The organism is Pseudomonas sp. GW821-FHT07G10 (assembly GCF_059418545.1).
Genome location: NZ_JBWKQB010000002.1, coordinates 240,744 through 264,708, shown reverse-complemented (window position 1 = coordinate 264,708; position 23,965 = coordinate 240,744). Strand labels below are relative to the sequence as shown.

Here is a 23,965-nt window from a genome sequence, read left to right as displayed (position 1 = left end):
TGGGCGATCACCCGAACCAAGCTGGTTATACTGGCGAAATTGTAAAAAAACGGATACAGGCCATGACCGAAGTTGCCCTTGCTACCGAAGCTCCGCACGCGCCGTCCGTTATTCGGCTGCTGCTCGGCAAGCTGGCTATCAGCTATAACGAAGTGCTTGACCACCCCGGCCTTCGCGCCGCGCGCAAGGTTCAGGCAGTTCTGCTGGACGACGCCGTCGGCACACTCATGGTGCTGTTCGCGCAGAGTCAACTTCTGGACCTCAACCGCCTCGCCGAACTGACCGGCCGACGCCTGACCGCGGTGCCTCTGGATCGCCTGGAGCGCATGCTCGGCAAACACAACCTGAGCCTGCTGCCCGGTCTGCCAGCGCTCACCAGCTCCCCCTGCCTCTATGAAGAAAGCCTGCTGCGCGAACCGAGCCTGCTGATCAACTCGGGCGAGCCGGGCCTGCTGCTGGAAGTCTCCAGCGAAGCCTTCAAAAGCATGCTCAACAAGGCCAGCGCCGCGAACTTCGGCGAAGCCCTGAACACGATCCGTCCGAACCTCGACCGCCCCCACGATGACCGCGAGGAAATCACCCAGGCGGTGCAAGCCTTCACTGCCCGGCGTATTCAGCAACGCCTGGAAGAGACCATCGAGATTCCACCACTGGCCGAGACCGCGCAGAAAATCATCAAACTGCGGGTCGACCCCAACGCCACCATCGACGACATCACTGGGGTGGTGGAAACCGATCCGGCCCTGGCCGCGCAAGTGGTGAGCTGGGCGGCGTCGCCGTACTACGCTTCGCCGGGCAAGATTCGCTCCGTGGAAGACGCGATCGTCCGCGTGCTCGGTTTCGATCTGGTGATCAACCTGGCGCTGGGCCTGGCGCTGGGCAAAACCCTGAGCCTGCCCAAAGACCATCCGCAACACACCACGCCGTACTGGCAGCAGTCGATCTACACCGCGGCAGTCATCGAAGGCCTGACCCGCGCCATGCCCCGCGCCATGCGCCCGGAGGCTGGCCTAACCTACCTCGCAGGCTTGCTGCACAACTTTGGCTATCTGCTGCTGGCCCACGTCTTCCCGCCGCACTTCTCGCTGATCTGCCGCCATCTGGAGGTCAACCCGCACCTGTGCCACAGCTATGTCGAGCAGCACCTGCTGGGCATCAGCCGTGAACAGATCGGCGCCTGGCTGATGCGCCATTGGGACATGCCGGAAGAACTGTCCACCGCCCTGCGCTTCCAGCACGACCCAGGCTACGACGGCGACTACGCTGAGTACCCGAACCTGGTCTGCCTGGCCATACGCTTGCTGCGCAGTCGCGGGATCGGCTCCGGCCCCGATGAAGAAATCCCCGACGCCCTGCTCGACCGCCTGGGCCTAACCCGCACCAAAGCCGATGACGTCGTCAGCAAAGTCCTGGAAGCCGAAGCCCTGCTACGCGAACTGGCCTCGCAGTTCAGCCAGGGCTAAAGCACCGCAGGCAAGAACTGGGCGGCCCCCTGCTCCTGCGGGTTACGCGAGCGTCGAACGGCTCATCAGACTCAATTCCGGCTGCTCCCACACTCGATCTTATGTGGGGGAGCAGCCGGGCTACGCTGCGCTTGTTCACGAAGGCATAGAGAGGCCGGAGGGTGAATCAGTCAATTTTGGGGCTGGGATAACTGATTCACTCTCACTAAAGGCACTTTTATCAAAAATTAGATCGAGTATTTTCTGTGGGCTACCGTGGCCTTCAACCGTGTGTGTCCAATAGTTGAAGTCGCGGTCTATCCATCCTTGCAGTTGAGTTGCGTAACTCTCTGGGTACTGCGCCTGCTCGATGCCGGGCAACGTTTTATAGTGATCCAGTACCGCAGTGAAAAAGTGGGTGAGTTTTCCTGTGCCATTGTATTCAGCCGTCGCCATGGCTACGACCATTTGACGCCACGCTGACTCTTGGTGAAACGCTTCACTCCACGCCGCTCTTCTTTCATTGACCGTGAACGTTCCACTCTCATCATAGGTAATCAGCGCAAGCTGATCTCGTGACAGGCCAGCAAAAGGATTTGATCCACTCCCGTTTTCGAACTGTGTGGCTTTCTTGGCGCGAGCCAGAAGCTCAGGGTTATCTGTATTCGGAACCTCAGCGTCATTATTGGCCTTGTTGGCAAAGTAGCTGTCCCCCGCAACCTGGCTGAGCAACTCGGTAGCCTTCGCGCCGAGCGCCCTCCTGCTCAGACTTGCATCGCGAGCTTCGGCACGTGTTGCACTTTCGCTTAACTGCTGAGCAAGCAATGAAAGCCTGCTAGTGCCTCCAGAATTTTCTGTGACACGAGTTGCGGCACTGGCACTCGCTGTTGCGACAGATTGAGTTGAGGGGGTAGAGATACTGGCCGTCTGGTTATTAGTGAGCAGAGTCGAGCTTACTGAAGTCACCATTATGAGGTTCTCCTTAACATGAAGTGTTTATGGAAATATCTTTGGCAGACTTATTATTGGCAGCTTAAAAGCTGCATTTTTTGGCGCACAACATGATTGAAGTCCTTCTATCAAGGTAGGGCCGTGCAGAAAACTCTCCGCACGGCCCGATCAAGTATCACTTCATCGTAAATTCAACTGACCACGCGTAAGTTGTTGCGTTCATCGAAGTAGACTTCGCCGTGCAGGTTGCTCCACCACCAGCGGTGGCTCTATTGTTCCACTTAGGAATTTTCGAGCCCTGTGGTCCTGACATAGCGACAAAAGTCGCGATAAAAGTACAAGTTTTACCGCCCATCATGTAGCGCAAGTTAGCGTAATTGCCATCTGGAGAAACATTGCTTTGCACAACATAAGTGTCAGTCTCCCCACTCCTGACTAAAGCAACAGGTTTTGGAGTTGCATTATTATGGGTAGAAGCTTCGTTGCTTGTTCCAATCCTGTAAATCGCGTCGGTGTCCCCAACGTTCTTGAATGTCACCGTAACTGCGGGTCCGGCCAGCGCCGAACCTGCAGCGGAGATTGCGATAATTGTCATTGCTACAAAAAGTGATGTTGATACTTTCATGCTTAGCGCTCCCTGAATTTTAAGTTGGTATTCCCTTACCGAATTGAACGCCGAAGATCTTTTGTGCGCTTTATATTCAAGTCAGTGACTGGGTCAGTCAGTCCAGCGTGCTGAGACATATCCATTCCCTGGACAGGGTTCATTTAACTAAAACCTACTGGATCAAGTGCGCTACCGGGAAATCAGTCATTGGATTGATCGTTTGCCTTGCACTGTGCCCAGTGTGTATCTGCCAGAACTGATTTAATGGTAAGCGATGAATTCCAATCGTGCATCCGAGACTCTTGTAGGGTATTTCTGCTTGTAACGAAGGCCACTTCGTTACTAGGCGAAATATCCTACAGAGGTTTCGGACGCACATTTAATACCCATCGCTTACCATGAAATCAGTATCAAACAGATACATACTAAACACAGCCAAACGATATCAACGGAGTAGCAGACACCATAAGACATGACTTTACCCACAATTATTACTACAGGCACCTTGGGAGCCTCTGGCGGCTTTACAATTGACCAAAAATTTAAACAAGAAACACAACATGAAGTTAATCGGAAATGGTTTTTCAGTCCAAACACTACAAACAACACACCCAATCAAGCCATTGAAAAAAATGAACACTCTTAAAAAATACACACCTCACATATATGTGTTACTTATTCTCGCGACATCCACCACAGGCGTCCTCACAATAATAAAAAATCAGCGCTCAGGAATCTACAGCGTCGAGCAAGATTCAATAGGCCTACCTATTATCTCAATTATTGCAATATGCCTGATACTTCTAACCATGCTTTTACTGCAGCTACCCAACTATATAAAAAGCAAAAAAGGACAGCCCACAGGAATTTTTCTAAAGATGCTATCACTTCTGGCATCCGGAGTTTCCTTGGCCAGCCTTGTAGGCAGTGCCAGTTACTGGCATACACCCAATCACATGATAATAGGGATTTTCTACACCATCACAACACTTGCACTTCTTGCTTTCCAAATACAAGTATTTAAAAAACCAACCCAACCCCCTCAGATTAGTTAAATAATGAGCGCGTAGTACTTATCGAGGCGCAAACCACCTGCAGCATAAAAATAAATACTACCCCCACGAAAAAAACACAAAGGAAGGGACGGACCTATTTACCGCAAATAAATCCATCCTCTTTTCCCATTGTTCTACCTCACCTCAGGCAGCCGCACGCCGGATGGCCTGCGCCACGACACGTTAGAAGTGCCCCAGAAACTGTTTCCGGGTGCCTCGCAGGATGTAATGGCCTACGAGTTCACCGAAAGCCATGAGGTGGTGCCGGGAGAGTGGCGTTTTTGGTGTTCCAGGGTGACCGGCTGCTGGCGCAGCAGCGGTTTACCGTACGCTGAATCGTCAGTCCTCAGGCGTGGGACAGCTCATCAGACTGAATGCCGGCTGCTCTCACACTCGAACTCATGTAGGAGCGCACCGGGCGCCGCTGCACTTGCTCGCGAAGAAGTAGAGGTGCTCTGACTGACCCACCTCACGCCTGCGGCTTTTTCTTCGGCTTCAAATACTTGGTCAGCCCCTGGAACCAAATCACCAGCGCCGGGTTGCCCTTGATCTGGATCGACTTGTCCTGAATCCCCGTCATGAACGCCAGTTGCTTGTTTTTCGCCTGCATCGTGGCAAAGCCATACGCGGCGTCTTTAAAGGCAATGGCGAATGCCGGCGTTGGGTAAACACCCGCGCGACTGGTAATACGCTGGTCTTTGACGAAGAAGTGACGGGCAACCCTGCCGTCAATCGTCTGCAACTGGAACACCAGTTCTTTATCACCCAACTGCTGCTGAAACGCCGGGTTGTTACGACTGGCCTTGCCCATCAACAGGCCCAGCATCCAGAGAAGAAAACGAAATTTCATGCTCACAGCCTCAAAGGAAAAAATGAACGGCCGGCGCAGTGTAGCGGCTTCATTGAAGAACGCCACCGTTGTGCAGCGTTAGAAGAAGATGATGCGGTTTTTGCGGTTGATGACTACCAAGTCACAGAATTATCCTGGCCAGCCCACTCTCTGTAGTAACTGCCGCCAAGACTTGGGCACACACAGGGCATCGTGCAATTCACGAGTCGTAATTTTTCGATCTGCCACATCGAAGGCCAGCGCTGTTCGCAGGGCTGGCCAACAGTGTTCAGGAAGATGTTTGGGCGCTTTCAGTTGCCGCTCCAGGTGCAAGTCACGGGCGCGGGTAGATGGCAAACGGCAGAACGGGTGCTTACCGCCCGCCAGTTCAAAGATTACACAGGCCACCGCGTATAGATCGGCACTGGCCGACAACGGTGCACCTTCAAGCAGTTCGGGGGCAGCGTAACTTGGCGTCCAGGCGTTGAATCGGCTACGGCTCAGCCGCGGCAAGCCGGGCAACACACCCTCCTCGGCCTGGCCGAGGCCAAAATCGAACAGCCGTACCCCTTCTTCACTGAGCATGACATTGCTCGGTTTCAAGTCGCCATGCAGTACACCGCGGTCATGGGCATAGGCCAAGGCGTTCATTAGCGGTACGGCGACATCCCGCAGCTCGCTCCACGGCAAACCGGTCGGCCGCTCGCAGAGCAACCTATCCAGGGTCAACCCGCGCATCAGCTCCATGGTGAAGAAGGCGCGCTGGAAATCGGCGTCCACTTCGAAGCTGTGTGGGCGCAGTACATTAGGATGGTGTAGCCGTCGGGTCAGGGCGAACTCGCTATAGAGCAAGGCGCTTGCATCCGGAGACTCGACAAATTCTTCGCTGAGTATTTTCAGCGCAATGTACGGGTCGGGATCGCCATACTGTTCGTGCAGCAGATCCCGTGCTCGATAGACTGCGCCCATGCCCCCGGCACCAAGCAGGCGCTCGATGCGATAACGCCCCCCGAGCACCTCCGGCAACTCGCCTGCGCGGGTCTTGGTCGGGACCATGACACGCGGCATTTCACAGGGTATGGCGAAGGCGAAACAAGTCAGATTGCCTGGTTCCTCTTCGGTCGCCAGCAAGTGGTCCATCGGCGGTAGGAGGTCACTCATTGGCGAATTACCACAGCGGTCAGGTTATCCCGAGCCGAGCCTCGCAACGCGCTGTCGAACAAGCGCTCCAATGCCACTTGCGGCGAAAGCAGGCTCAAGGCGTTGCCCAGCACTTCGCTGGACAGTCCTTGGTACAAGCCATCGCTGCACAGCAAAAACGCATCGCCTGGATAGACCTCGAGCTCGAGCACATCCAGGGTCAACTGCTCGCTGGCGCCGACCGCTCGGGTAAGCGCATTGGCGGACGGGTGGACTTTGGCTTGCTCGACACTCATCTGTTTTTCGTCGATCAATTGCTGTAGCAGTGAGTGATCCCTGGACAGCTGATAGAGCCGCTGCCCGCGCCACAGGTAGCAGCGACTGTCACCGGCCCAGGTGCAGACTGCACGATTGCCCTCAAGCAACAGTACGACCACGGTGCTACCCATAATGCAGTCGCGCCGCTCGGCGGTGACGGTCAGTTCCTGTCCCAGGCGGCGGTTAAGCCAGTGCAGGCACTGGCGCACACCCTTGAGCCGTTCATCGAAGCCGTCTTGCGAAGGTAGTTCGGCGAGACTGGCGACAATCAGCTGACTGGCAATATCACCTCCCTGATGGCCGCCCATACCGTCGGCGACCACCCAAAGCCCCTGCTCCGGACAGGCCAGGAAGGCATCTTCGTTGCGCGCCCGAACCTTGCCCGGATCGGTACGCGCCGCGCTGCGCCAGGTACTGACACCCCCCATCAGAGCTGCGCCGGCATACGAAAGGTGCGCAACACGCCCATGTCGAACGGGTTCGGCGTGCGTTGGCTCAGCAGCAGATAGTTGGCGCGCAGGCCACCCAGATCGGCCTTGAGCACCATCACGTCGCGGCCGGTCAGGTACTCGGTCTGCATCAGGTCGAAAAGACGGAACAACGACCAAGGCCCGATGTTTTTCTCGATACCAATCGGTCGGCCGGCCATTTTTTCCAGGACCAGACTGGCACGACCGTCTTCTGCATCGCTCGGCCAATTGAAAGACGTCGACACAATCGGGCCATGGCGGTATTCCATCAACTGACTGCCGAAGCGGAATTCAGCGCGGCTCACGCCCGGGTCGAGGGTGTACGGTTCAAGCTTGAACTGCACCTGCGGCTCGGCTGGATTTTGTGCGAAGAAACTCTGGCGGATCACCTGCGCTGCGGCCATCTGGTCGAGGTAGCCCCTGGACATCGGCAGGCTGTGGCCATCGATGCTGCGCAAACGATAGTTGCCTGGATTGCCGTTGATGAAAGGCCTCATGTAGGTTTCGAAGAAGCCATCCACCACACCTTGCGCCTTGAAAAATTCGCGAAAGTCGTTGATGGCAACATCGCTGGTGCTATGGGCGTTGAACGGATAACGCTTGTTGATTGCCTTGTCGTAAAAGCTATAGAGCTCACTCTGATAGCGCTGGTTGAGGTGCTGGTAGGAATCGTTGAGCACCAGACGCCAAGTGTCCTCGGCCAGCAGGTTGAACCAGACACTCACCGGGCGCGGTAAGCGCATCGAGGCGTTCCGCAGGTTACTCAGTGCATCGCGCTGGCCGCTCATGCGGGTCTTGGCCATTTCGAAGGCGGCCTGCTCAGGCTGGCTCGCACGACCGAGACTGGCCAGCTGCAATTGCAGGTCGTTGAGCGCTTGCAGGGTTGGGGTCAGGTCAGCCGCTGGGCCGTTGTTGTCGTCCAGCAACCGATGCAGCGGCTCGAAACGACGTTGCAGGGATTGCTTCGCAGTGTCTGGCAGGTTCTTGGTCAGTGCACTCCGAGCACTGCCCACAGCCGCAGCGCCAGCTGCAACCTTGCCCAGAATACTAACCTTCACACCGAACTTATCAGCGACTTCGGCCACGTCATCGACGCTGTCGACGATGGTCGCAAAGCGTGTGTTTTCACGCACCGCGACCAACAGTAACAGCAGCGGCGAATTGGCCGACGTCAGAGCGGCAAGCTGATCAGCGCCTTCGCCAGCATCGCTGAACGGCTGCAAACCAACCTGGCTGACGGCCTCGCCCCAGGCGTTGGCGTAGTCGCGGAAGTACAGCTGCTCAAGCTCGACCATCAAGCGCCGCAAATCCATGCCGCTGATGCTGCCGCCCTCGCCCAGCACCCAGTTGTCACGCAGGATATCGGTCACCAGGCTCGCGCCCTGGATGGTGAAATACTGCTGATAACCCTGCTGAGTGTAGAAGCCCGGGATCAGGTAATCGGTGCCGACAAACAAGCTACCTTGTGAGCCAAGATGCTGGCTAAGACGGTATTCCGGTAGATTGCGGGCTTGCTCGCGTAGAACCCGATAGACCACGTTGGCCAAGGATTCGCTACGCAATATCTGACGCGACTGGGCGACCAGTGCATCGTTGAGCGGATAGATAAACGGCTGTTTGAGCAGACGTTCGAAGTGCGCATTCAGTCCGCTCTGAACCGCGGGGTTACCGGGGTAACGCAGCGACCAATTGGACGCAACTCTCTCCTGCAGCCACGATGGGTCACGACGTTCCGTCATGCTCAGCATCAGGTACGCGCGCAAGTTATTGAGCAGGCGATCGCGGTCGTTCATGTTGTCGCGGATCTGCCCTTCCAGCAGCTGTGCGACCCTTGGAAGCAGCTGTTTTTCCAGCTCTCGTTCATAGGAGCTCTTGAGCACCGGACCGGCCAGTCCACCCTGATACAGACCAACATGCTCATGTAGCGAAACATCACCTCTGGAGGCAAAGACCTTGGTCGCCTCAAAGGCCGTATCCAGCGGCTTGAGGACCGCCATCGCATCATCGCGTGCACTCAACGACGAACGCTGTTGAGTCCACTCTTGTGCCAGATCACGAATTCGCTCAAGACGCTCATGGTTGGCCGAATAACCTCCAGCCCAGAGAGAACCGAATAAGCCTAGCGCAACCAGTGCACTGACGTATAACGCACGCTGCCCCCAATGGATTCGGCTGTGCTCACGTTTTTCTAGCCCAACCAGATCGGCCTCAGGAAAAATCACTCGGCTCAACAAGTGGTGTATAAAACGCGCACGACCGCTGCGCAAGGTTGGCAGCACACCACTGCTCATGCTCAGGTTGGCGCCAATACTCGCAGTGTCCCGGTCAAGCTTTTCAGTCAGGTATGGGGCGCTGGTCAGGTAAAAACCACGCAATTGGCTGACACGTTGATAGCGGTTGCCAGTAAACGCCATGTCGACAAACAGACACAGACGCTCGCCGATCTGCCCTAGCTGATGCGGAAAGTCGAGTATCCGTCCCCGACGCTGAGTGTCGCGCTCCTGGTGCATACGCATGATCACTTGGCTGTTGAGGCGCCGCAGCAGTTCTTCGAACTCCTGACGCAGCACCGCCACGTCAGTCCCGCTCTGCTCTTTGCGGAAACTGGTACCGAATACCTGATCACTTTCTTCACGACTCAGCTGATCGAAGAACTCATCGAAGCCCAACAACTCATCGGCTTTGCTCAGGACCAGATAGATCGGTAAATCGACATGCAGCTTCTGGTGAACATCTTGCAGACGCGCACGGACCTGGCGCGCGAGGATATCAAGGTCCTGTTCACTGCTGGCCAGTAGCATCCCGACGGGAATAGTCACCAGCACGCCATTGAGCGGACGGTTGCGGCGACGAGTGCGTAGCAGACTCAGCAAGGTTGTCCAGGCACCGCCGTCAACGTCGGCGTCGGGCTGGGTCAGGTAGCGACCGGCGGTGTCGATTAATACGCCGTGATCGGCGAAGTACCAGTCGCAATGCATAGTCCCGGAGGTATCGCGGGTCAGTTTGCGTTCGATCTTGTTGATCGGAAACTCCAACCCCGAAAAGTCCAGCAGGCTGGTCTTGCCGCTGCCCTGCGGTCCGATCAGCAGGTACCAGGGTAAATCGTCGCGCCAGCGTTCACTGCGACCGCGATACAAACTCGAACTCTTCAAGGTGCGCAAGGCATCCTTGAAGCGACTGCGCAGTTCTTTATGCTCTTCGTCGATCAGCTCTTCACGGCGGAGGCGATCCTGGCCGCCCTCGCTTTCTTCGACCTGTTTCTTGCGCACACCGGTATGCCAGCCGGCGAAGACCATAGTGAGCCCCCAGATCAGGAATAACACACTGATAGTCAGTAAACGGGAGGTCGAACCTTCCCAGAACTTGTAGTCATTGACCGCGAGCAGCGGTCCGATGAACCAGACCAACATCGCTACGAACAGCACCAGCAGCAACGTCCAGACCCAGGTCCTGCGCACAAACGCGCCGACTTTTTTGAAGAAAAATCTCATCACGCTTCCCTGTATTAACGAGGTTGAACCACGGCCGGATCAAGCTGCAGATAGGGTTGCAGAACGGTCTCACGCTGCTCGCCGAGGACCCAGGAGAAACCCGAATACATCATTGCCAGGCAACCTACCGTGAACAGCACCACCATCCACCACGGCACGATGCGCACCAGCCTGCGGCGCTGATCACTGATACCTTCCCAATGGGGTGACAGCTCACGGGAAACGTCACCGCGCAGCTGGCGAATCTGTCGATACAAGGCGTCGCGAATACCCTCGAGCTCCAGCACTCCGCGGGTCATCACCCGGTATTTGCCTTCGAAGCCCAGCGACAGACACAGGTACATCAGTTCAAGTATCGGCAAATGCTTGACCGGGCTCTTCGACAGCCGATCGAGCATTTGGAAGAATTTTTCACCGCCGAAAGTTTCGTTGTGGAAGCTACTGAGCAGGCTCATCTGCGCCCACTCGCTTTCGTTGCCCCAGGATGTCGTGACCACCGCTTCATCGGCCACAGTGCAGAGGACGTAACGGGCGGCCATTACCTGGCTACTCTCAGCACCGCTGTGCAGCGCCAGAACTTCAAACTGTTTCAGACTGTTGGTCAGTCGCTCATGAAGTCTTCGCATGTCTTCGCCAGACTTGCTGTGCTTGAGCCGCACTACTTCCGACAGCAGTTCGGAAGCCGCCGCGACCAACGAGTTGAGGCTGACGTTGAACACCTCCGCCGGGCGAAGACGCGCGGCATAAATCATCCGCTCTTCCAGCTGTTCGATACGCGGCGGCACAGCAAAGTCGGTGAGAGGGCTTAAAGCAGGGTCGTGACCTTGACGATCGAGAAGGACTGTCTTGTCATCGAGCTGGTGATCGTTTTCCTTGATCATATCGTTCAGTTCCTGATGGCCCAGAATTTCAATTCAAGTTCGGCAAATTCACCAGACACGTGAAAGGCGAAGCCACCGGAGCCTTCCAGTTGCACTAAGTCTTCGGAATTGAGTTCGAGGATGAAATAGGTTTTGTTCGAGTGAAACGGAATCTGTCGCGGAGCCACGGGCAAGGGTTTGACCTTGATGCCTGGCAGGTGCAGGTTAACCAATTGGCGAATGCGCTCTACCGGGCCAACTTTGAGGTGTGCCGGCAAACGATGGCGCAACTCGTCACCATCGCAGTTGGCACTGGCCGCCAGCACGAACGACGCCGAACCCAGCAGTTTGTGGTCGTGCAGCGGCGACACCAGAATCCCGTATTGACGGGCTTGCAGCGCCAGTTCGGTGGCGTGCTGTTCAAGCACCATCGACAGCACCTGACGGATCGCCTCCATTAGTTTGCGGAAGCTCGCGCCCTGGTCGCTATGCAGGTAACGACTGTCCAGATTCGGGCGTTTGCTGTCGCTGGCGAACGTCGCTAGATCACCCAGCATCGACAGCAGCGTGCGATACAACTCCTCCGGATGTACGTGTTCCAGGCTGAGGTAGTGGCGCAGCACCAGTTCGGTCCGGTTGATCAATTGCAGCATCATGAAGTCGCCGACTTCCGCACCGCCGACCTTACCGTTGGCGCGAATCCGCTCAGCAATGGCGTCGCCCCGGTGACCAAGCATGCTGATGACTTCTTTGAGACACGACAGCAGGTAACCGCAAGCATGGGCGTGAATGAAAGTCGGAACGAAGTCCGGGTCGAGAGTGATCACGCCGTCTGGGGTAGTGTTGAGGACTTCGCAGATTTTCAGCTTCACGTAGGCCTGATCACTCTGCTGCTCGCCGAGTAGCAGGCGAAAATCCGGACGTGCACAGCTGACCTGGCAGCTGAAGTCATCACCCGCGTTGGAGTCGGCCACTTGTGCCTCATAGGCGGTATAGCGCGCCAGCACGTCGGATTGCTCCGGGTGACGGGATTCGATGTGGTTGCCGGTCACCAGTGGCAAGGCCAGATAGATCGGCGTATTGCCTGTATTCGGCGGTACATCCAGAGCTAGTGGCTCGGTGTTGCCACCCAACTCGAACAGGCTTCCGTCGGGCAAGACTCCACAGGCGTGGCTGATCACCAGTTTGCCCATGTTGAGGAACTGCAGGTCGATCTCAAGCCCGAGAAAACCCCAAATGTAACTACCCAGTAATTGGGTACGGGTTTTCATCTGGTTATCGTAGTAACGATCGTTGTGCTGGAAATGCTGTGGGCGCAACAGCATGCCTTCCTGCCAAATGACTTTATGCACACTCATAATCAGTCATCCGCCTTGGCGAACGTTTTATTGTTGTTGTGGATACCGGCCTGATCGAGAGTCAACTCGGCCTCCGTCAATTTCACCGGAGTGACCTGAACCACATAGCGCCACTTGGTTTCAGGCAGGTCACGGTAGGCCGCCAACACCCCAACGTAACGGCTACCACTCTCGAGGCTGAGCTTGAGCTCGACACTTTCCCCGGGGCGCAACTCAAGCTCTTCGCTGGCCCCCAGGTCCGGTGCCAAGGATTCCCTGGCGCGTTCGTAGAGACTGAAGAAGTCGGCGTTCTCAAAAGCCACCGGGTGCTTGAGCTCCATCAGTCGTACCACGATCGGCGAAGGTCGGCCGTTAAGGTCCGGGTTGACCTGGTCGCTGGCGGTCAGCTTCAGGTCCAGCTTGGTCATGCTGGAATACGGCGAAAGCGACGAGCAACCGGCCAGTAGCACCAGAGCGGCGAGCGCAGTCAGTGTTTTGAGTAAAACGGTCGAGAAGCGAGACATTCGCATCATCCTTGGTGTTCAGGGTGGAGGGTGGAGATCAGGCGGATCTGTTCTTCGTAGGCTTGAGCGAAATCCCGAGCCAACAGGCGCTCGCACCAGTCATGGTCCTGACACAACGCCTGGTGGTAACGACCATAGGCTCTCCAGCGGTTGCCCGAAGTGGCGAGTAGCGGCTGGTGGCCGTCGCGCTCGAAACGCAGGGTCAGCTGTTGCGGCGAGAAGTGTTCGAGGGCGCCGCGTATCGCCGCACGACTGGCGGCAAGCAAAGCCACCTGATGCGCCTGCAGGTCGCGGAAGGCCCGGGCGATGGCTTGCTCGGCCGGAAACTGGCCCGGCTTGTTGGGCTGCAGCAGAACGCCCAGCGCTTCGCTGGCATCCGCGGCAAATTTCAGCGGGTTTTTGCTGGTGCCCTGAGCGGTGGTCAACGCCAGACGCAGTTCATTCTTCAGCTCGCTACGGGTGTGCAGACTCTGCTGCAAACCACCAATGCTTTGCTTGAGCAAACACGCAGCATTAATCGCCAGGGCTTCGCGGCGCTCGTGGTCAAGAAAGTCAAGATCGACCCCCAGCGCGGCGCCAAAATGTTGCCAGAAACCTTCGCTCTGCAGTTCCACCGTCTTAGATGCTGACGCAGGCGCTGCCTCTTCCGGCGCCGAGATCAGCTCGGGCACGATCAAGCTTTCCATGTCGATGCGCGCATAGTCGGCGCACTGCTTCGACTCTTGGCGCGGCGCATTGAGCTCGGTGAACTCATCGAGCTCCAAGTACACCCGCTCCTGCTGGTCGAGCGCACTCACCGGGTCGAGGTCGAGGAAGGCATCGTCAGGAATGGTGTTCCCCGCAGCCTGCGGGCAGCCAACTTCAGCCGCGTAGATAGCTGGAGTGCGGACCAGCCGCGCGCGGATTTCGAAATCCCCCAGCATGTAGACGCTGCCATGCTCGATACGTCGGGCTTCGTCCTTGCGCAGGCGCTCACCGGTTTCACGGGCCTGAATACCGTTGCTGCTGGTATCGGTCAGGAAGAAAGCGCCGTCGCGATAGCTGATCAACGCGTGATGGTTGGACAAGTGACGTTTGCGGTCTGGAATGATCCAGTCGCAATCCTCGCCACGCCCTATCACGCCGCCGGCCTGCGTGAAGGTTTTGCTACTCGCCTGCGTGGGCACAAACTGCTGGGTGTTCAGCATTTTAAAAACCAGTTCCATATGATCATGCTCCTTGCGCTCACTGACCGCGATTGACCGTCTGCGGATCACCCAATGGGCGATAGGTGTTGTCGTTGAATTTGTAGTTGCCGTTACAGCCGCCGAGGCTGCTTAGAACGACGAGGATCAGCAGGACGGTTTGCCAGTGGCGAACAGACATCAGGTGGCTCCATGGAAAGACAATGCTGACAGCGTCGACCTGGTTGGCGACTCTGCGAAGAGCGAAAAATCGGGTTGAAATCAGCACGCGTTGCTAACCCTCAAAATTGCCAAGGTTTAGATTCAGGCGCCCGAGGCGATACAGCAGAGTGCGGCGCGGCAAGCCCAGTTCACGGGCCGCCAGGGTCTGGTTACCTCCGTTCTTGCGCAGGCAATCGAGCAACAGACTGCGCTCGACCTGTACCAGACGTTCACGCAGATTCAGGCTGAATGCTTGCGGCACAACGTCGGTGCGCAACGAAAAGTGCTCGGCCAGCAATTCCCCGTCCTCGCAGAGCAACACCGCACGCTCCACCAACCCTTTGAGCTCGCGCACGTTGCCTGGAAAGTCATAAGCGCACAGGCGATCCAGCGCTGCGTCGGACCAGCGCACCAGGTCGCGCTGCAGAAAAGCGCAGGCCTTGTCGGCGAAATGCCTGGCCAGATCGGGGATGTCACCCTCGCGCTGACGCAATGCCGGCAATTCGATGGGAAACTGCGCCAGGCGGTAATACAGGTCCTCTCGAAACTTACCCTCGCCCACCAACACCGACAGATCACGGTGGGTCGCAGCGAGAATGCGCACGTCGGACTTATGGGTGTCGTTGGAGCCCAGCGGACGAATCTCGCCTTCCTGCAACACTCGCAACAACTTGGCTTGCAGCGAAATCGGCATGTCGCCGATTTCATCCAGCAGCAAGGTTCCGCCATTAGCCGCATCGAACAGCCCGGCGCGGTCACGATCGGCGCCGGTAAAGGCTCCTTTGCGGTAACCGAACAATTCACTTTCCAACAGGTTTTCCGGAAACGCCGCGCAGTTCTGCACAATGAACGCCCGGGAACGCCGCGGTCCACAATCGTGAATGGCGCGAGCAACTACTTCTTTACCAGTCCCGGTCTCGCCATGTAGCAATACGGTGTAGGGGTTGTGCAAAACCTTGCTGATCAGCTGTAAAGTCTGGTGCATGGCAGGGCTCCTGCCGATCAACCCGTAACCACTGGCATTCGTGATAACGTTGGGCGTCGACGATACATAGCCCGCTGGTCGACGCAAACCTTGCAGCAGGTGCAACTGCGCCAGAACGAACGAGCCCAATTGCCCAAGTGAATCAGCAAAACCTTGTAAATCGACATGCTCGCGGCTGACACAGAGCAGCAGCCCTTGAACAGCCTTCTGCTGGTTGACCAAGGGCACGCACAACAGCGACTGCCACGGTACGTCCTGCACCGGCAAGAAACTGGTTTCGTAGAGGCTTGCGTTCAAGTTGCTGAAGCTCACTACCCGGTTCTGGCACAACGCGAACTGCAGCAACTGCTCGCCGTTGTAATCTACCGGCAGGCTCGCGGCCTCCCGTAGCTTCAGAGTGCCCTGCAAGCACTCGGCGTTCAGCCACAGGTGGGTGTGAGTCACATCGAGCAAGTACAGCTGACTCAACTCACAGGCACTGAGTTCGGCTGCTGCCCGCACAAAGTCACCCAGCAACGTAGCGCAGTCGGACACACTGGAAAGGCTGGTAAATTGCGCCACCAAAGCTTCGGCATAGACCAGCGGCTGCCCTACTCGAGTAAACATCACACCCACCTCAGGAGAACTCGCAGGTCACGCCGGCGCTGGCGTCGAACGTCGCATGTACGCGCTTAAGGCTTTCGCCATTGGCCATGGCGTCAAGGAGCCGGTCAGCCACCAACGGCAACAGGTGCAGATCCAGCATGTGATCGATCAACCGCGCGCCGCTGTCGCTTTGAGTGCAGCGCTCAACCAGATGCTCGACAAGCGTCTGGCAGTGACTGAAGCTCAATTGGCGCCGTTGCAAACGATCACCCAAACGTCGCAGTTTGATTTCGATCAGCTCACGCAGGATCGGGCCACTGACCGGGTAGTAAGGGACCACCCGCATGCGTGCCAGCAACGCTGGTTTGAAATGCTTGCTGAGGAAAGGGCGGATGGCTTCTTCGAGGGCTTCGGCCGTCGGCCGCGTACCGTTCTCGCAGAGCTCGCTGATGCGGTCGCTGGCAAGGTTCGAGGTCATCAGTATCAACGTGTTGCGAAAGTCGATCTCACGCCCTTCACCGTCGTTGGCCACGCCTTTGTCGAAGATCTGATAGAACAGGTTCAGTACATCTGGGTCGGCCTTCTCGACTTCGTCGAGCAGTACCACCGAGTACGGCTTCTGTCGCACCGCTTCAGTGAGCATCCCGCCTTCGCCATAGCCGACGTAGCCCGGCGGCGCTCCGATCAACCGAGAGACAGTGTGCTTCTCCTGGAACTCGGACATGTTGAGGGTGGTGATGAAACGGTCACCGCCATACAGCAGGTCTGCCAATGCCAGCGCGGTTTCGGTCTTGCCGACTCCACTAGGACCGACCAGCAGGAATACGCCCGCCGGTGCATCCGGTTTGTTCAAGCCAGCAGCGTTGGCGCGCATCGAACGGTCCAGCGCGTGGACCGCTTGCTCCTGACCACGAATACGCGTGCGCAAGTCCTTAGCGAAGCTTGCGACCTTCGCATTGTGCTCACGGGCCAATTGCGCCAGCGGCACACCGGTCCAGGCGCAGATCACTTCCGCCACCAGATGCGGGCAAACCTCGAAACGCACCAGACGCTCACTTGTCTGGGCGTCGCTCAGGGTACGGTGGGTTTCGTTGAGTGCGGCTTCCAGGGCTTCGACGCTTTGCGTCTGATCGACTGGAGTCTTGAGGGTTTCGACCTCTCGGGCCTTGACCAATTGCTGACGCAGTTCCAGCAGACGCTCAGCCAACTTGCGCTGTTTACCCCAGCGTTTTTCCAACGCTTGCTGCTCGACTTCGGCATCGGCCAAGCGAGCTTCCAGAGCGTCCAGCTCTTGCTGATCGATCGGCAAACCGGCCTCGGCATCGCGGCGCAGGGCCTGACGCTGACGACCGCCTTCAGCCAGTTCTCCGCGCATGCGTTCCAGACTTTCCGGCGCGGCAGCCAGGCTGATCCGCACCCGGGCGCACGCGGTGTCGAGGACATCAACGGCCTTATCCGGCAGTTGCCGGCCAGCGAGGTAACGGGCTGACAATTCAGCGGCGGCAACCACCGCATCATCACGCAAGTAGATGCCATGGCTCTTCTCATAGACCTGGGCCAAGCCACGAAGAATAGTCACGGCTTCGCAGACGGTGGGCTCGTGCAATTGCACCGGCTGAAAGCGCCGAGCCAAAGCCTGATCTTTCTCAAAGTACTTCTTGTACTCTGCCCACGTCGTCGCGGCGATGGTACGCAACTCACCACGAGCAAGCGCTGGTTTCAGCAGGTTAGCCGCATCCAAACCACCGGCTTGGCCGCCAGCACCAATCAATGTGTGGGCTTCATCAATAAACAGAATGATCGGTTTGGGCGACGCTTTGACTTCTTCGATCACGCCTTTGAGGCGCCGTTCGAACTCACCTTTGATGCTGGCTCCGGCTTGCAACAGGCCCATGTCCAGCGACAGTAGCTCGACGCCCTTGAGCACCTGCGGGACTTCATCGGCAGCGATCCGCGATGCCAGGCCTTCGACGATTGCGGTTTTACCGACGCCGGCTTCACCGACCACGATCGGGTTGTTTTTGCGGCGGCGTGCGAGGATGTCGATCATCTGGCGGATCGAGCCGTCGCGACACAACACCGGATCAAGCTTGCCGTCACGGGCTTGCTGGGTCAGGTTGTGAGTAAAACGTTGCAAGAGCGATTCGCCCGCAATGGTGGGTTTGCCAGCCGGATAGGCCTTTTCAGACAGGGCAAAATCCTTCAGACGTTCAATATTGAGCCTGGCCAGTAATGGCTGATAACGGCTACCGGCATAACGCATCGGGTTGCGCAGCAGCGAGAGAATCAGCGCCGCTTGCTCGACGTGGCTTTGACCCAACTCGAGGTTGGCCACTACCAGCGCATCTTGTAACCACTGCACCAGTTCAGGAGCAAACACCGGGTTACGCGAAGCACTGTGTTCGAGGCGCGGTTGCAGGGCCCCGATCAGCTCGCCAGCATTCACATCAGCGTCTTGCAGGGCCCGAGCCAGCAAACCTTGCGGACGCTCCAACAATCCCAGCAACAGGTCTTCAACGAGGATTTTGCTGCCGCCGCGAACCACACAGCGTTCGGCAGAACCTTCCAGGTCTCGACGGGTTTCGGCGTCCAGCACCTGGATAAGTTGTTGCAGGTCTACATTGATCATGGTCATCCGTCCTTAATGAGTTTTACTGCCCAGGATCACCACGCCGTCTGCGTGTTCACCGCCCAGCCAACTGGTCCACCCGAGGCGACAGGTGTTCTGCTCCCCGATACGCAACTCGCGGATTTCGTCCTGACGCAGGACCAGGCGAATGTCGTAGTCCAAGGGGTCACGCAGGGTGAATCGCACCAATGCGCACAGCGGCTGGTAGCCGAAACCAATCGGCAGGAATTCGTGGAAACGTTGCCAGTCGAGCTGACGGATATGAATGCGGAACTTGCCACTGCGATCGCGCACACACTCGCCGAGCACCAGATCTTCGCCGAGCCTGCTGTTGGCGCGCCCCAAGCGATTGCGCTGCTCCTCCAGGATTTCCACACGGCGCTCGATGCACTGCTCGATGACAAGCTCCGCATGCTTGAAGTAGTAGCGCAGTACCGCCTCAATCAGCGCTGCCGAGTGGGCGCGTAAACTGAGTAAGCCGAGGTACGGCAGCAGACGCTTCCAGTTCAGCTCCCTGGCTGTGCGGATGTCTTCACCACCCAGACCGATCAGCGCGAACAGCTGCTCGGAAAACGGGTCGATTGCACCGCTCCGAAAACTCGCTCGATAGCGGTACTTACGCCAGATCGGCAGCATCAGCCGTTGCAGACGGTGGTGAAACAAATCAAGGAAAGTGCGCGTCGGGTTGTCGTCCTGGTTGTTGCCCAAGGCCTGTTCGCCGTAGAACGCCGGTAGCGGCGAACCGGAACCAACCAGGCCTATCAGGTTGAAACACAGGCGCGCGCGCAGTTCACCGTGCTCCTCGAAAAACTCCACGCTATCAACATCGCTGCCGGGGAACCCCAGGCTCGGGTTAGCCTGGAATTCCAGTTGGTCGTAAACCTCCTCGTCACTCAAGTGCGGGTGGGCCACGCGCAGCCGGTCAACCACCAGCAGCACGGCCTGAAACAGCGAGTACTCGCGTATTACCCGGGTCAGCTCGCTTAAAGCAGGGGCTGCAGGCCCATACGTGGCGCCCATTGGTACACCTCTCCCTCTGTGCTTTTTACCCGCAGTTCGTGGTACGAATTGAGACTGGCGTAGAGAGCGAAAAACTCGTTAAGAATCGAAGCGAAAACGAACAGATCTCCTTCGCCGATGTACCCTTGCGGGTCGATAGTCAGCTCTGTGCGCAATCCGCGCAGCGGCAACCCACGGTACAATCTGTCAACGTGTTGATGACGGATCAATTTGAGACCGTCCAGCAAGCGTTTGCTGACCTTTTCTGCATGCCGGTCGTAGTAGCGTGGCAGGTCGTAGGTCTCGAGGATCACCTTGAGCGCGTCGACGTTGGCCAGCGATAGGTAGTTGAGTGACATGTTGCTGATCAACTTCCAGAGGAAGTCACAATTCAACGGCGGCGCGAAGCTCGACGTGGCAGGGGTGATGTCGCGGAAACTGAGGAACTGCGGTGTCTCTTCGCAGGCCTGGCAGATGTCGCCGAGCTTTAGTCGGCGCGGCAGGTTCTGGTTGGTGCAGGTCAGCTCGATGGATAAGGTTTCCTGGGCATCGGTGCGGCGAATACCGAAACTGAGGTAGGTGTCGAGACCGTCATGCAACAACGAGGAACGTTGACGAATGCTGTAGTGCGCACGGCTCTGCAGCACATCAAAGCTTGGGTCGTGCTCGAAGGATTCGAACGGTACGTACTCCTGAGATCCTGTACCGCCCGGACGCCAGCCAGTAACACTTTCGATCGAGAATACCCCGCAGTTTCCAAGGTCATACTCGGCCGGCAGCAACAGGTATTCGTCCTGCTTGCCATCGAGGCGGATCGGCAAGGCATCGTGCTTGAACAGATTGACGATAGGCGTGCAGTACAGCTTTACGTTGTCCAGGGTCGGACGCAGTCGCTGAATGCCGCTCTTGCGAATATCAAAGCGAAGCTCCAGGCCGCGTATCTGCTTAAGGGTATTTTCGGGCAGGGATTTGAGCAGATTGAGGCCGTTCAAATCGACGAACAGAAACTTGTCCTGAAAGGCGAAATATTCCTGCAAATAGCGATATCCGCGGAAGGTATTTAACGGATACGGAATCAAGGCTTCCTCTTCGGCAAAGCCGACCGGCTGCACCCGATCGCTCGGCAGGCTGAACAACATTGGCGCGCCGCTGACGCCATTAATCGGCTTGTTGGCCGCATCCAGAGGGATCAACTGGATACCTTCAAGGTTGCGCAGCAGGCTCAGATAAAGCATCTGGCTGATATAGCGCTCGCCGGCTAGATGCAGCCGCAAGCGACTCAGGTTCAGTTCACCGATATGCCCATCGCAACTCATCTCCAGCTGCAAGCTCAACAGCGAACCATCGCCCTTCACCGAGTACTTCAGAGTGGTCAAATCCAGCGGTAACACTTCCGTCGGATAGCAGGTGCGAAAGCGGCAGCGCACGTCATCGATCGGCACGCTCTCCACTGGCGTATCGCGCTCGACCAGCAATGCCGGCCCGGAACGCTTCAGCGCATCGAATTGCAAAATACTGAACGCCGGCAGCGGCCGCATGTAGTTCGGCCACAGCAGGTGCATCAGCGAATGACTCAGCTCCGGCAATTCGTCATCGAGCTTCTGGCGCAAGCGACCGGTCAGAAACGCAAACCCCTCAAGCAACCGCTCCACATCCGGATCACGCCCGGACTGTCCCAAAAACGGTGCCAATGCCGGACTACGCTCAGCGAAACGGCGACCCAACTGGCGAAGCGCGGTGAGTTCGCTTTGGTAGTAGTGGTTAAAAGACACGGGGGTCACCTTTGCATGCTGTTTTTGCGTGGCTGGGTGCTGTAAATCGCAATCGGCCCGGTGCCATGACCAGGACGCGGGGAAGCGACTGGGTCGGTGACTCGTGCAGCGGTGTTTTTCCGGACATAGGAGTCTCCTTAGCTCACCCTGACTTGACCGCAGCCATCCAGCCGCGCGGTGAAACTGACCTGACGCTTTAAACCATCAACCTCCAGCTGGCCTTCGATACTGAACGACAGCTGAAGTTGATCGTTATTGCGCGGCAGGGGTACGACATGCGCATTGAACAAGCGCGGCTCATAAGCTTCGATGAAGCGTTCGATGGCCAGGCGGGCCTGGCTCAGGGAGTCGTGCAGGCTCAGGCGCATGTCGTTGAGATCGGGTAGTCCGTAATCGGCCAGAGTCTGTACGCTACCCGCACGGGTGCTGAGCATTTTCGCCAAATGGGCAGCCACCGAGGCCATGGCGCAAGCCTCGCGGCTCCAGCCGACCCGTTTGTCGGTTTCACCACCAAGGCGTTCGAAAAGGCTGCCATATCCGGCCATAGCTCAGCTCCTGGTTACTCTTTGTCCAGTTTGCCAACCAGCGACAGAGTGAAATCAGCTCCCATGTATTTGAAGTGCGGGCGCACGTTCAGGCTGACGCGGTACCAGCCAGGCTCGCCGTCAACATCACTGACGATGATCTGGGCAGCACGTAGCGGGCGACGGCCACGGACTTCGGCGCTCGGGTTTTCCTGGTCGGCCACGTACTGACGGATCCACTTGTTGAGCTCCAGCTCAAGGTCCGTACGTTCTTTCCATGAACCGAGTTGCTCGCGCTGCAACACTTTCAAGTAGTGAGCCAGGCGGTTGACGATCATCATGTACGGCAGTTGGGTGCTGAGCTTGTAGTTCAGCTCGGCCGTCTTGCCTTCGGCGCTGATACCGAAGCTCTTGGTCTTTTGTACTGAGTTGGCAGAGAAAAACGCGGCGTTGTCGCTGCCTTTACGCATGGTCAGGGAGATGAAGCCTTCCTCCGCCAGCTCATATTCACGACGGTCGGAGACCAGCACTTCAGTCGGAATCTTGGTTTCGATCTCGCCCATGCTTTCGAAGTGGTGCAACGGCAGGTCTTCAACCGCGCCACCGCTCTGCGGGCCAATGATGTTCGGGCACCAGCGAAATTTGGCGAAGCTGTCGGTCAGTTTGGTACCGAACGCATAGGCGGTATTGCCCCATAGGTAATGCTCGTGACTGTTGGCAACCGATTCCTTGTAGACGAAGGATTTCACCGGATTTTCTTCCGGATCGTACGGGTTGCGTAGCAGAAAACGCGGCACGGTCAGGCCGACGTAACGCGAGTCTTCGGACTGACGGAAGCTCTGCCATTTGGCGAATTGCGGGCCATCGAAATGATCTTTCAGATCCTTGAGGTCCGGCAGCCCGGCGAAGCTTTCCAGGCCGAAGAATTTCGGACCGGCCGCGGTGATGAACGGCGCATGGGACATGCAGGCAACATTTGCGACGTACTGCATCAATTTGACGTCTGGTGAGCTCGGTGACATGAAGTAGTTGGCGATGATCGCGGCCACCGGCTCACCACCGAACTGGCCGTATTCAGCGGTGTAAACGTGTTTATAGAGGCCTGCCTGCATCACTTCCGGGGAATCTTCGAAGTCGTCCAGCAAGTCGTCCTTGGAGACATTGAGAATTTCGATCTTGATGTTTTCGCGGAAATTGGTGCGCTCGACCAGCAACTGCAGGCCACGCCACGCGGATTCCAGCGACTGGAACACTTCGTGGTGAAGGATCTCGTCCATCTGGCGGCTGAGCTTGGCATCGATCTCGGCAATCATGCGGTCAACCATGGCCTTTTTGACCGGTTCACCTTTGTTCTGTGGCTTGAGCAGCTCTTCGATGAAGGCTGACACTCCACGCTTGGCGATGTTGTAGGCATCCTCGTTCCTGGCCAGTCTGGTCTCGGCAATGATGCTGTCGAGAATGCTGTGTTCTACGCTCTCATGGTTTTTTTGCTGTGCGGCACGTGTGCTCATAATGTTGGCTTCCTTGGCTGATGGGGACTCAAGCGTCTTGGACTACGGCAGCTTGCAGACCTAGTTCACCCAATACGCGACCGCGCGATGCGTCGTCGGCAAGTACGCCTTCGATGGCTTTGCGAAATGCCGGTGCATTGCCCAGCGGGCCTTTGAGGGCCATCAGCGCGTCACGCAGTTCCATCAGTTTTTTCAGCTCAGGCACTTGCTCAACCAGGCTGGCCGGGTTGAAGTCCTTCATCGAATTAATCCGCAGCTTGATTGCCAGTTCTTCGGTGTCGCTGTCTTCCTGAAGGCGGTTTGGCACACTCAACGTCAAACTCAGCGCCTGCTTGGACAGCACATCGTCGAAGGTCATTTTGTCGATACTGATCGGTTTCCGATCCTCAACCTTGCGTTCGTCCGCGCGGTGGGTGTAGTCACCGATTGCCAGCAGCTTCAACGGCAGTTCAATCTCTTCCTGAGCTCCGCCGGTGGCGGGTTTGAAGGTGACGTTGATGCGTTCCTTAGGGGCTACCGAGCCTTCTTTGGCCATGGCTTTTCTCCTTGCG

Annotated in this window: 20 protein-coding genes and 1 pseudogene; 3 read left to right on the top strand and 18 right to left on the bottom strand. The window is 57.2% G+C overall.

What is annotated here, in order from left to right; all coding sequences use genetic code 11:
• Positions 1-62 precede the first annotated feature (62 nt).
• Complete coding sequence (locus AC07O1_RS04470; protein WP_495088033.1) at positions 63-1,463, top strand: aminoacyl-tRNA deacylase and HDOD domain-containing protein; 1,401 nt, start codon at positions 63-65, stop codon at positions 1,461-1,463.
• Between the two features lie 135 nt (positions 1,464-1,598).
• Here AC07O1_RS04470 and AC07O1_RS04465 read toward each other — a convergent pair whose 3' ends face one another.
• Positions 1,599-2,411: a hypothetical protein gene (locus AC07O1_RS04465; RefSeq protein WP_495088032.1), complete on the bottom strand. Its 813-nt coding sequence runs from the start codon at positions 2,409-2,411 to the stop codon at positions 1,599-1,601.
• A 157-nt stretch (positions 2,412-2,568) separates the two neighbouring features.
• Complete coding sequence (locus tag AC07O1_RS04460) at positions 2,569-3,018, bottom strand: hypothetical protein (protein ID WP_494990913.1); 450 nt, start codon at positions 3,016-3,018, stop codon at positions 2,569-2,571.
• Positions 3,019-3,560: 542 nt separating this feature from the next.
• Between AC07O1_RS04460 and AC07O1_RS04455 the strand changes: the two genes are divergently transcribed.
• Both AC07O1_RS04455 and AC07O1_RS04450 read left to right on the top strand, forming a co-directional pair.
• Positions 3,561-4,055, top strand: coding sequence for a hypothetical protein (locus tag AC07O1_RS04455; RefSeq protein ID WP_495088031.1), 495 nt, complete (start codon positions 3,561-3,563; stop codon positions 4,053-4,055).
• Positions 4,056-4,184: 129 nt separating this feature from the next.
• A pseudogene (locus AC07O1_RS04450) lies at positions 4,185-4,390 on the top strand (DUF3859 domain-containing protein); the annotation flags it as partial.
• A 134-nt stretch (positions 4,391-4,524) separates the two neighbouring features.
• On the opposite strand, the gene AC07O1_RS04445 reads toward AC07O1_RS04450, so the two are convergent.
• The 16 genes from AC07O1_RS04445 to tssB all read right to left on the bottom strand — a co-directional run bounded on the left by AC07O1_RS04445 (position 4,525) and on the right by tssB (position 23,949).
• A complete protein-coding gene (locus tag AC07O1_RS04445) occupies positions 4,525-4,905 on the bottom strand; it encodes a helicase (RefSeq protein WP_495088030.1) in 381 nt (126 codons plus the stop codon).
• Positions 4,906-5,034: 129 nt separating this feature from the next.
• Positions 5,035-6,045: a serine/threonine-protein kinase gene (locus AC07O1_RS04440; protein ID WP_495088029.1), complete on the bottom strand. Its 1,011-nt coding sequence runs from the start codon at positions 6,043-6,045 to the stop codon at positions 5,035-5,037.
• The gene (locus AC07O1_RS04435; protein ID WP_495088028.1) at positions 6,042-6,770 is read right to left on the bottom strand and encodes a PP2C family protein-serine/threonine phosphatase; all 729 of its coding nucleotides are present in this window, start codon (positions 6,768-6,770) and stop codon (positions 6,042-6,044) included. The genes AC07O1_RS04440 and AC07O1_RS04435 overlap by 4 nt, the downstream gene beginning before the upstream one ends.
• Positions 6,770-10,303 (bottom strand): type VI secretion system membrane subunit TssM, encoded by a 3,534-nt coding sequence (gene tssM, locus AC07O1_RS04430; protein ID WP_495088027.1) that lies wholly within the window; start codon positions 10,301-10,303, stop codon positions 6,770-6,772. Before tssM ends, AC07O1_RS04435 begins: the two co-directional genes overlap by 1 nt.
• Positions 10,304-10,317: 14 nt before the next feature.
• Positions 10,318-11,184: a type IVB secretion system protein IcmH/DotU gene (gene icmH, locus AC07O1_RS04425; protein WP_495088026.1), complete on the bottom strand. Its 867-nt coding sequence runs from the start codon at positions 11,182-11,184 to the stop codon at positions 10,318-10,320.
• A 5-nt stretch (positions 11,185-11,189) separates the two neighbouring features.
• On the bottom strand, positions 11,190-12,521 hold the full coding sequence (gene tssK, locus AC07O1_RS04420) for a type VI secretion system baseplate subunit TssK (protein ID WP_495088025.1): 1,332 nt from the start codon (positions 12,519-12,521) through the stop codon (positions 11,190-11,192).
• A 2-nt stretch (positions 12,522-12,523) separates the two neighbouring features.
• Positions 12,524-13,024, bottom strand: a complete 501-nt coding sequence (tssJ, locus tag AC07O1_RS04415; RefSeq protein WP_495088024.1) for a type VI secretion system lipoprotein TssJ — start codon at positions 13,022-13,024, stop codon at positions 12,524-12,526.
• A gap of 5 nt (positions 13,025-13,029) precedes the next feature.
• Positions 13,030-14,229 (bottom strand): type VI secretion system-associated FHA domain protein TagH, encoded by a 1,200-nt coding sequence (gene tagH / locus AC07O1_RS04410; protein WP_495088023.1) that lies wholly within the window; start codon positions 14,227-14,229, stop codon positions 13,030-13,032.
• Between the two features lie 19 nt (positions 14,230-14,248).
• A complete protein-coding gene (locus AC07O1_RS04405; RefSeq protein ID WP_494990923.1) occupies positions 14,249-14,389 on the bottom strand; it encodes a type VI secretion protein in 141 nt (46 codons plus the stop codon).
• Positions 14,390-14,482: 93 nt separating this feature from the next.
• Entirely contained in the window at positions 14,483-16,000 is a 1,518-nt protein-coding gene (locus tag AC07O1_RS04400; RefSeq protein ID WP_495088022.1) for a sigma-54 interaction domain-containing protein, read from the bottom strand.
• Between the two features lie 10 nt (positions 16,001-16,010).
• Complete coding sequence (gene tssH / locus AC07O1_RS04395) at positions 16,011-18,614, bottom strand: type VI secretion system ATPase TssH (protein ID WP_495088021.1); 2,604 nt, start codon at positions 18,612-18,614, stop codon at positions 16,011-16,013.
• A gap of 6 nt (positions 18,615-18,620) precedes the next feature.
• A complete protein-coding gene (tssG, locus tag AC07O1_RS04390) occupies positions 18,621-19,628 on the bottom strand; it encodes a type VI secretion system baseplate subunit TssG (RefSeq protein ID WP_495088020.1) in 1,008 nt (335 codons plus the stop codon).
• Positions 19,592-21,379 (bottom strand): type VI secretion system baseplate subunit TssF, encoded by a 1,788-nt coding sequence (gene tssF, locus AC07O1_RS04385; protein ID WP_495088019.1) that lies wholly within the window; start codon positions 21,377-21,379, stop codon positions 19,592-19,594. The genes tssG and tssF overlap by 37 nt, the downstream gene beginning before the upstream one ends.
• A 137-nt stretch (positions 21,380-21,516) precedes the next feature.
• Positions 21,517-21,924, bottom strand: a complete 408-nt coding sequence (tssE, locus tag AC07O1_RS04380; RefSeq protein ID WP_495022650.1) for a type VI secretion system baseplate subunit TssE — start codon at positions 21,922-21,924, stop codon at positions 21,517-21,519.
• 14 nt (positions 21,925-21,938) lie between these two features.
• Positions 21,939-23,414, bottom strand: coding sequence for a type VI secretion system contractile sheath large subunit (tssC, locus tag AC07O1_RS04375; RefSeq protein ID WP_495088018.1), 1,476 nt, complete (start codon positions 23,412-23,414; stop codon positions 21,939-21,941).
• Between the two features lie 28 nt (positions 23,415-23,442).
• Positions 23,443-23,949, bottom strand: coding sequence for a type VI secretion system contractile sheath small subunit (tssB, locus tag AC07O1_RS04370; RefSeq protein ID WP_495088017.1), 507 nt, complete (start codon positions 23,947-23,949; stop codon positions 23,443-23,445).
• Positions 23,950-23,965 lie beyond the last annotated feature (16 nt).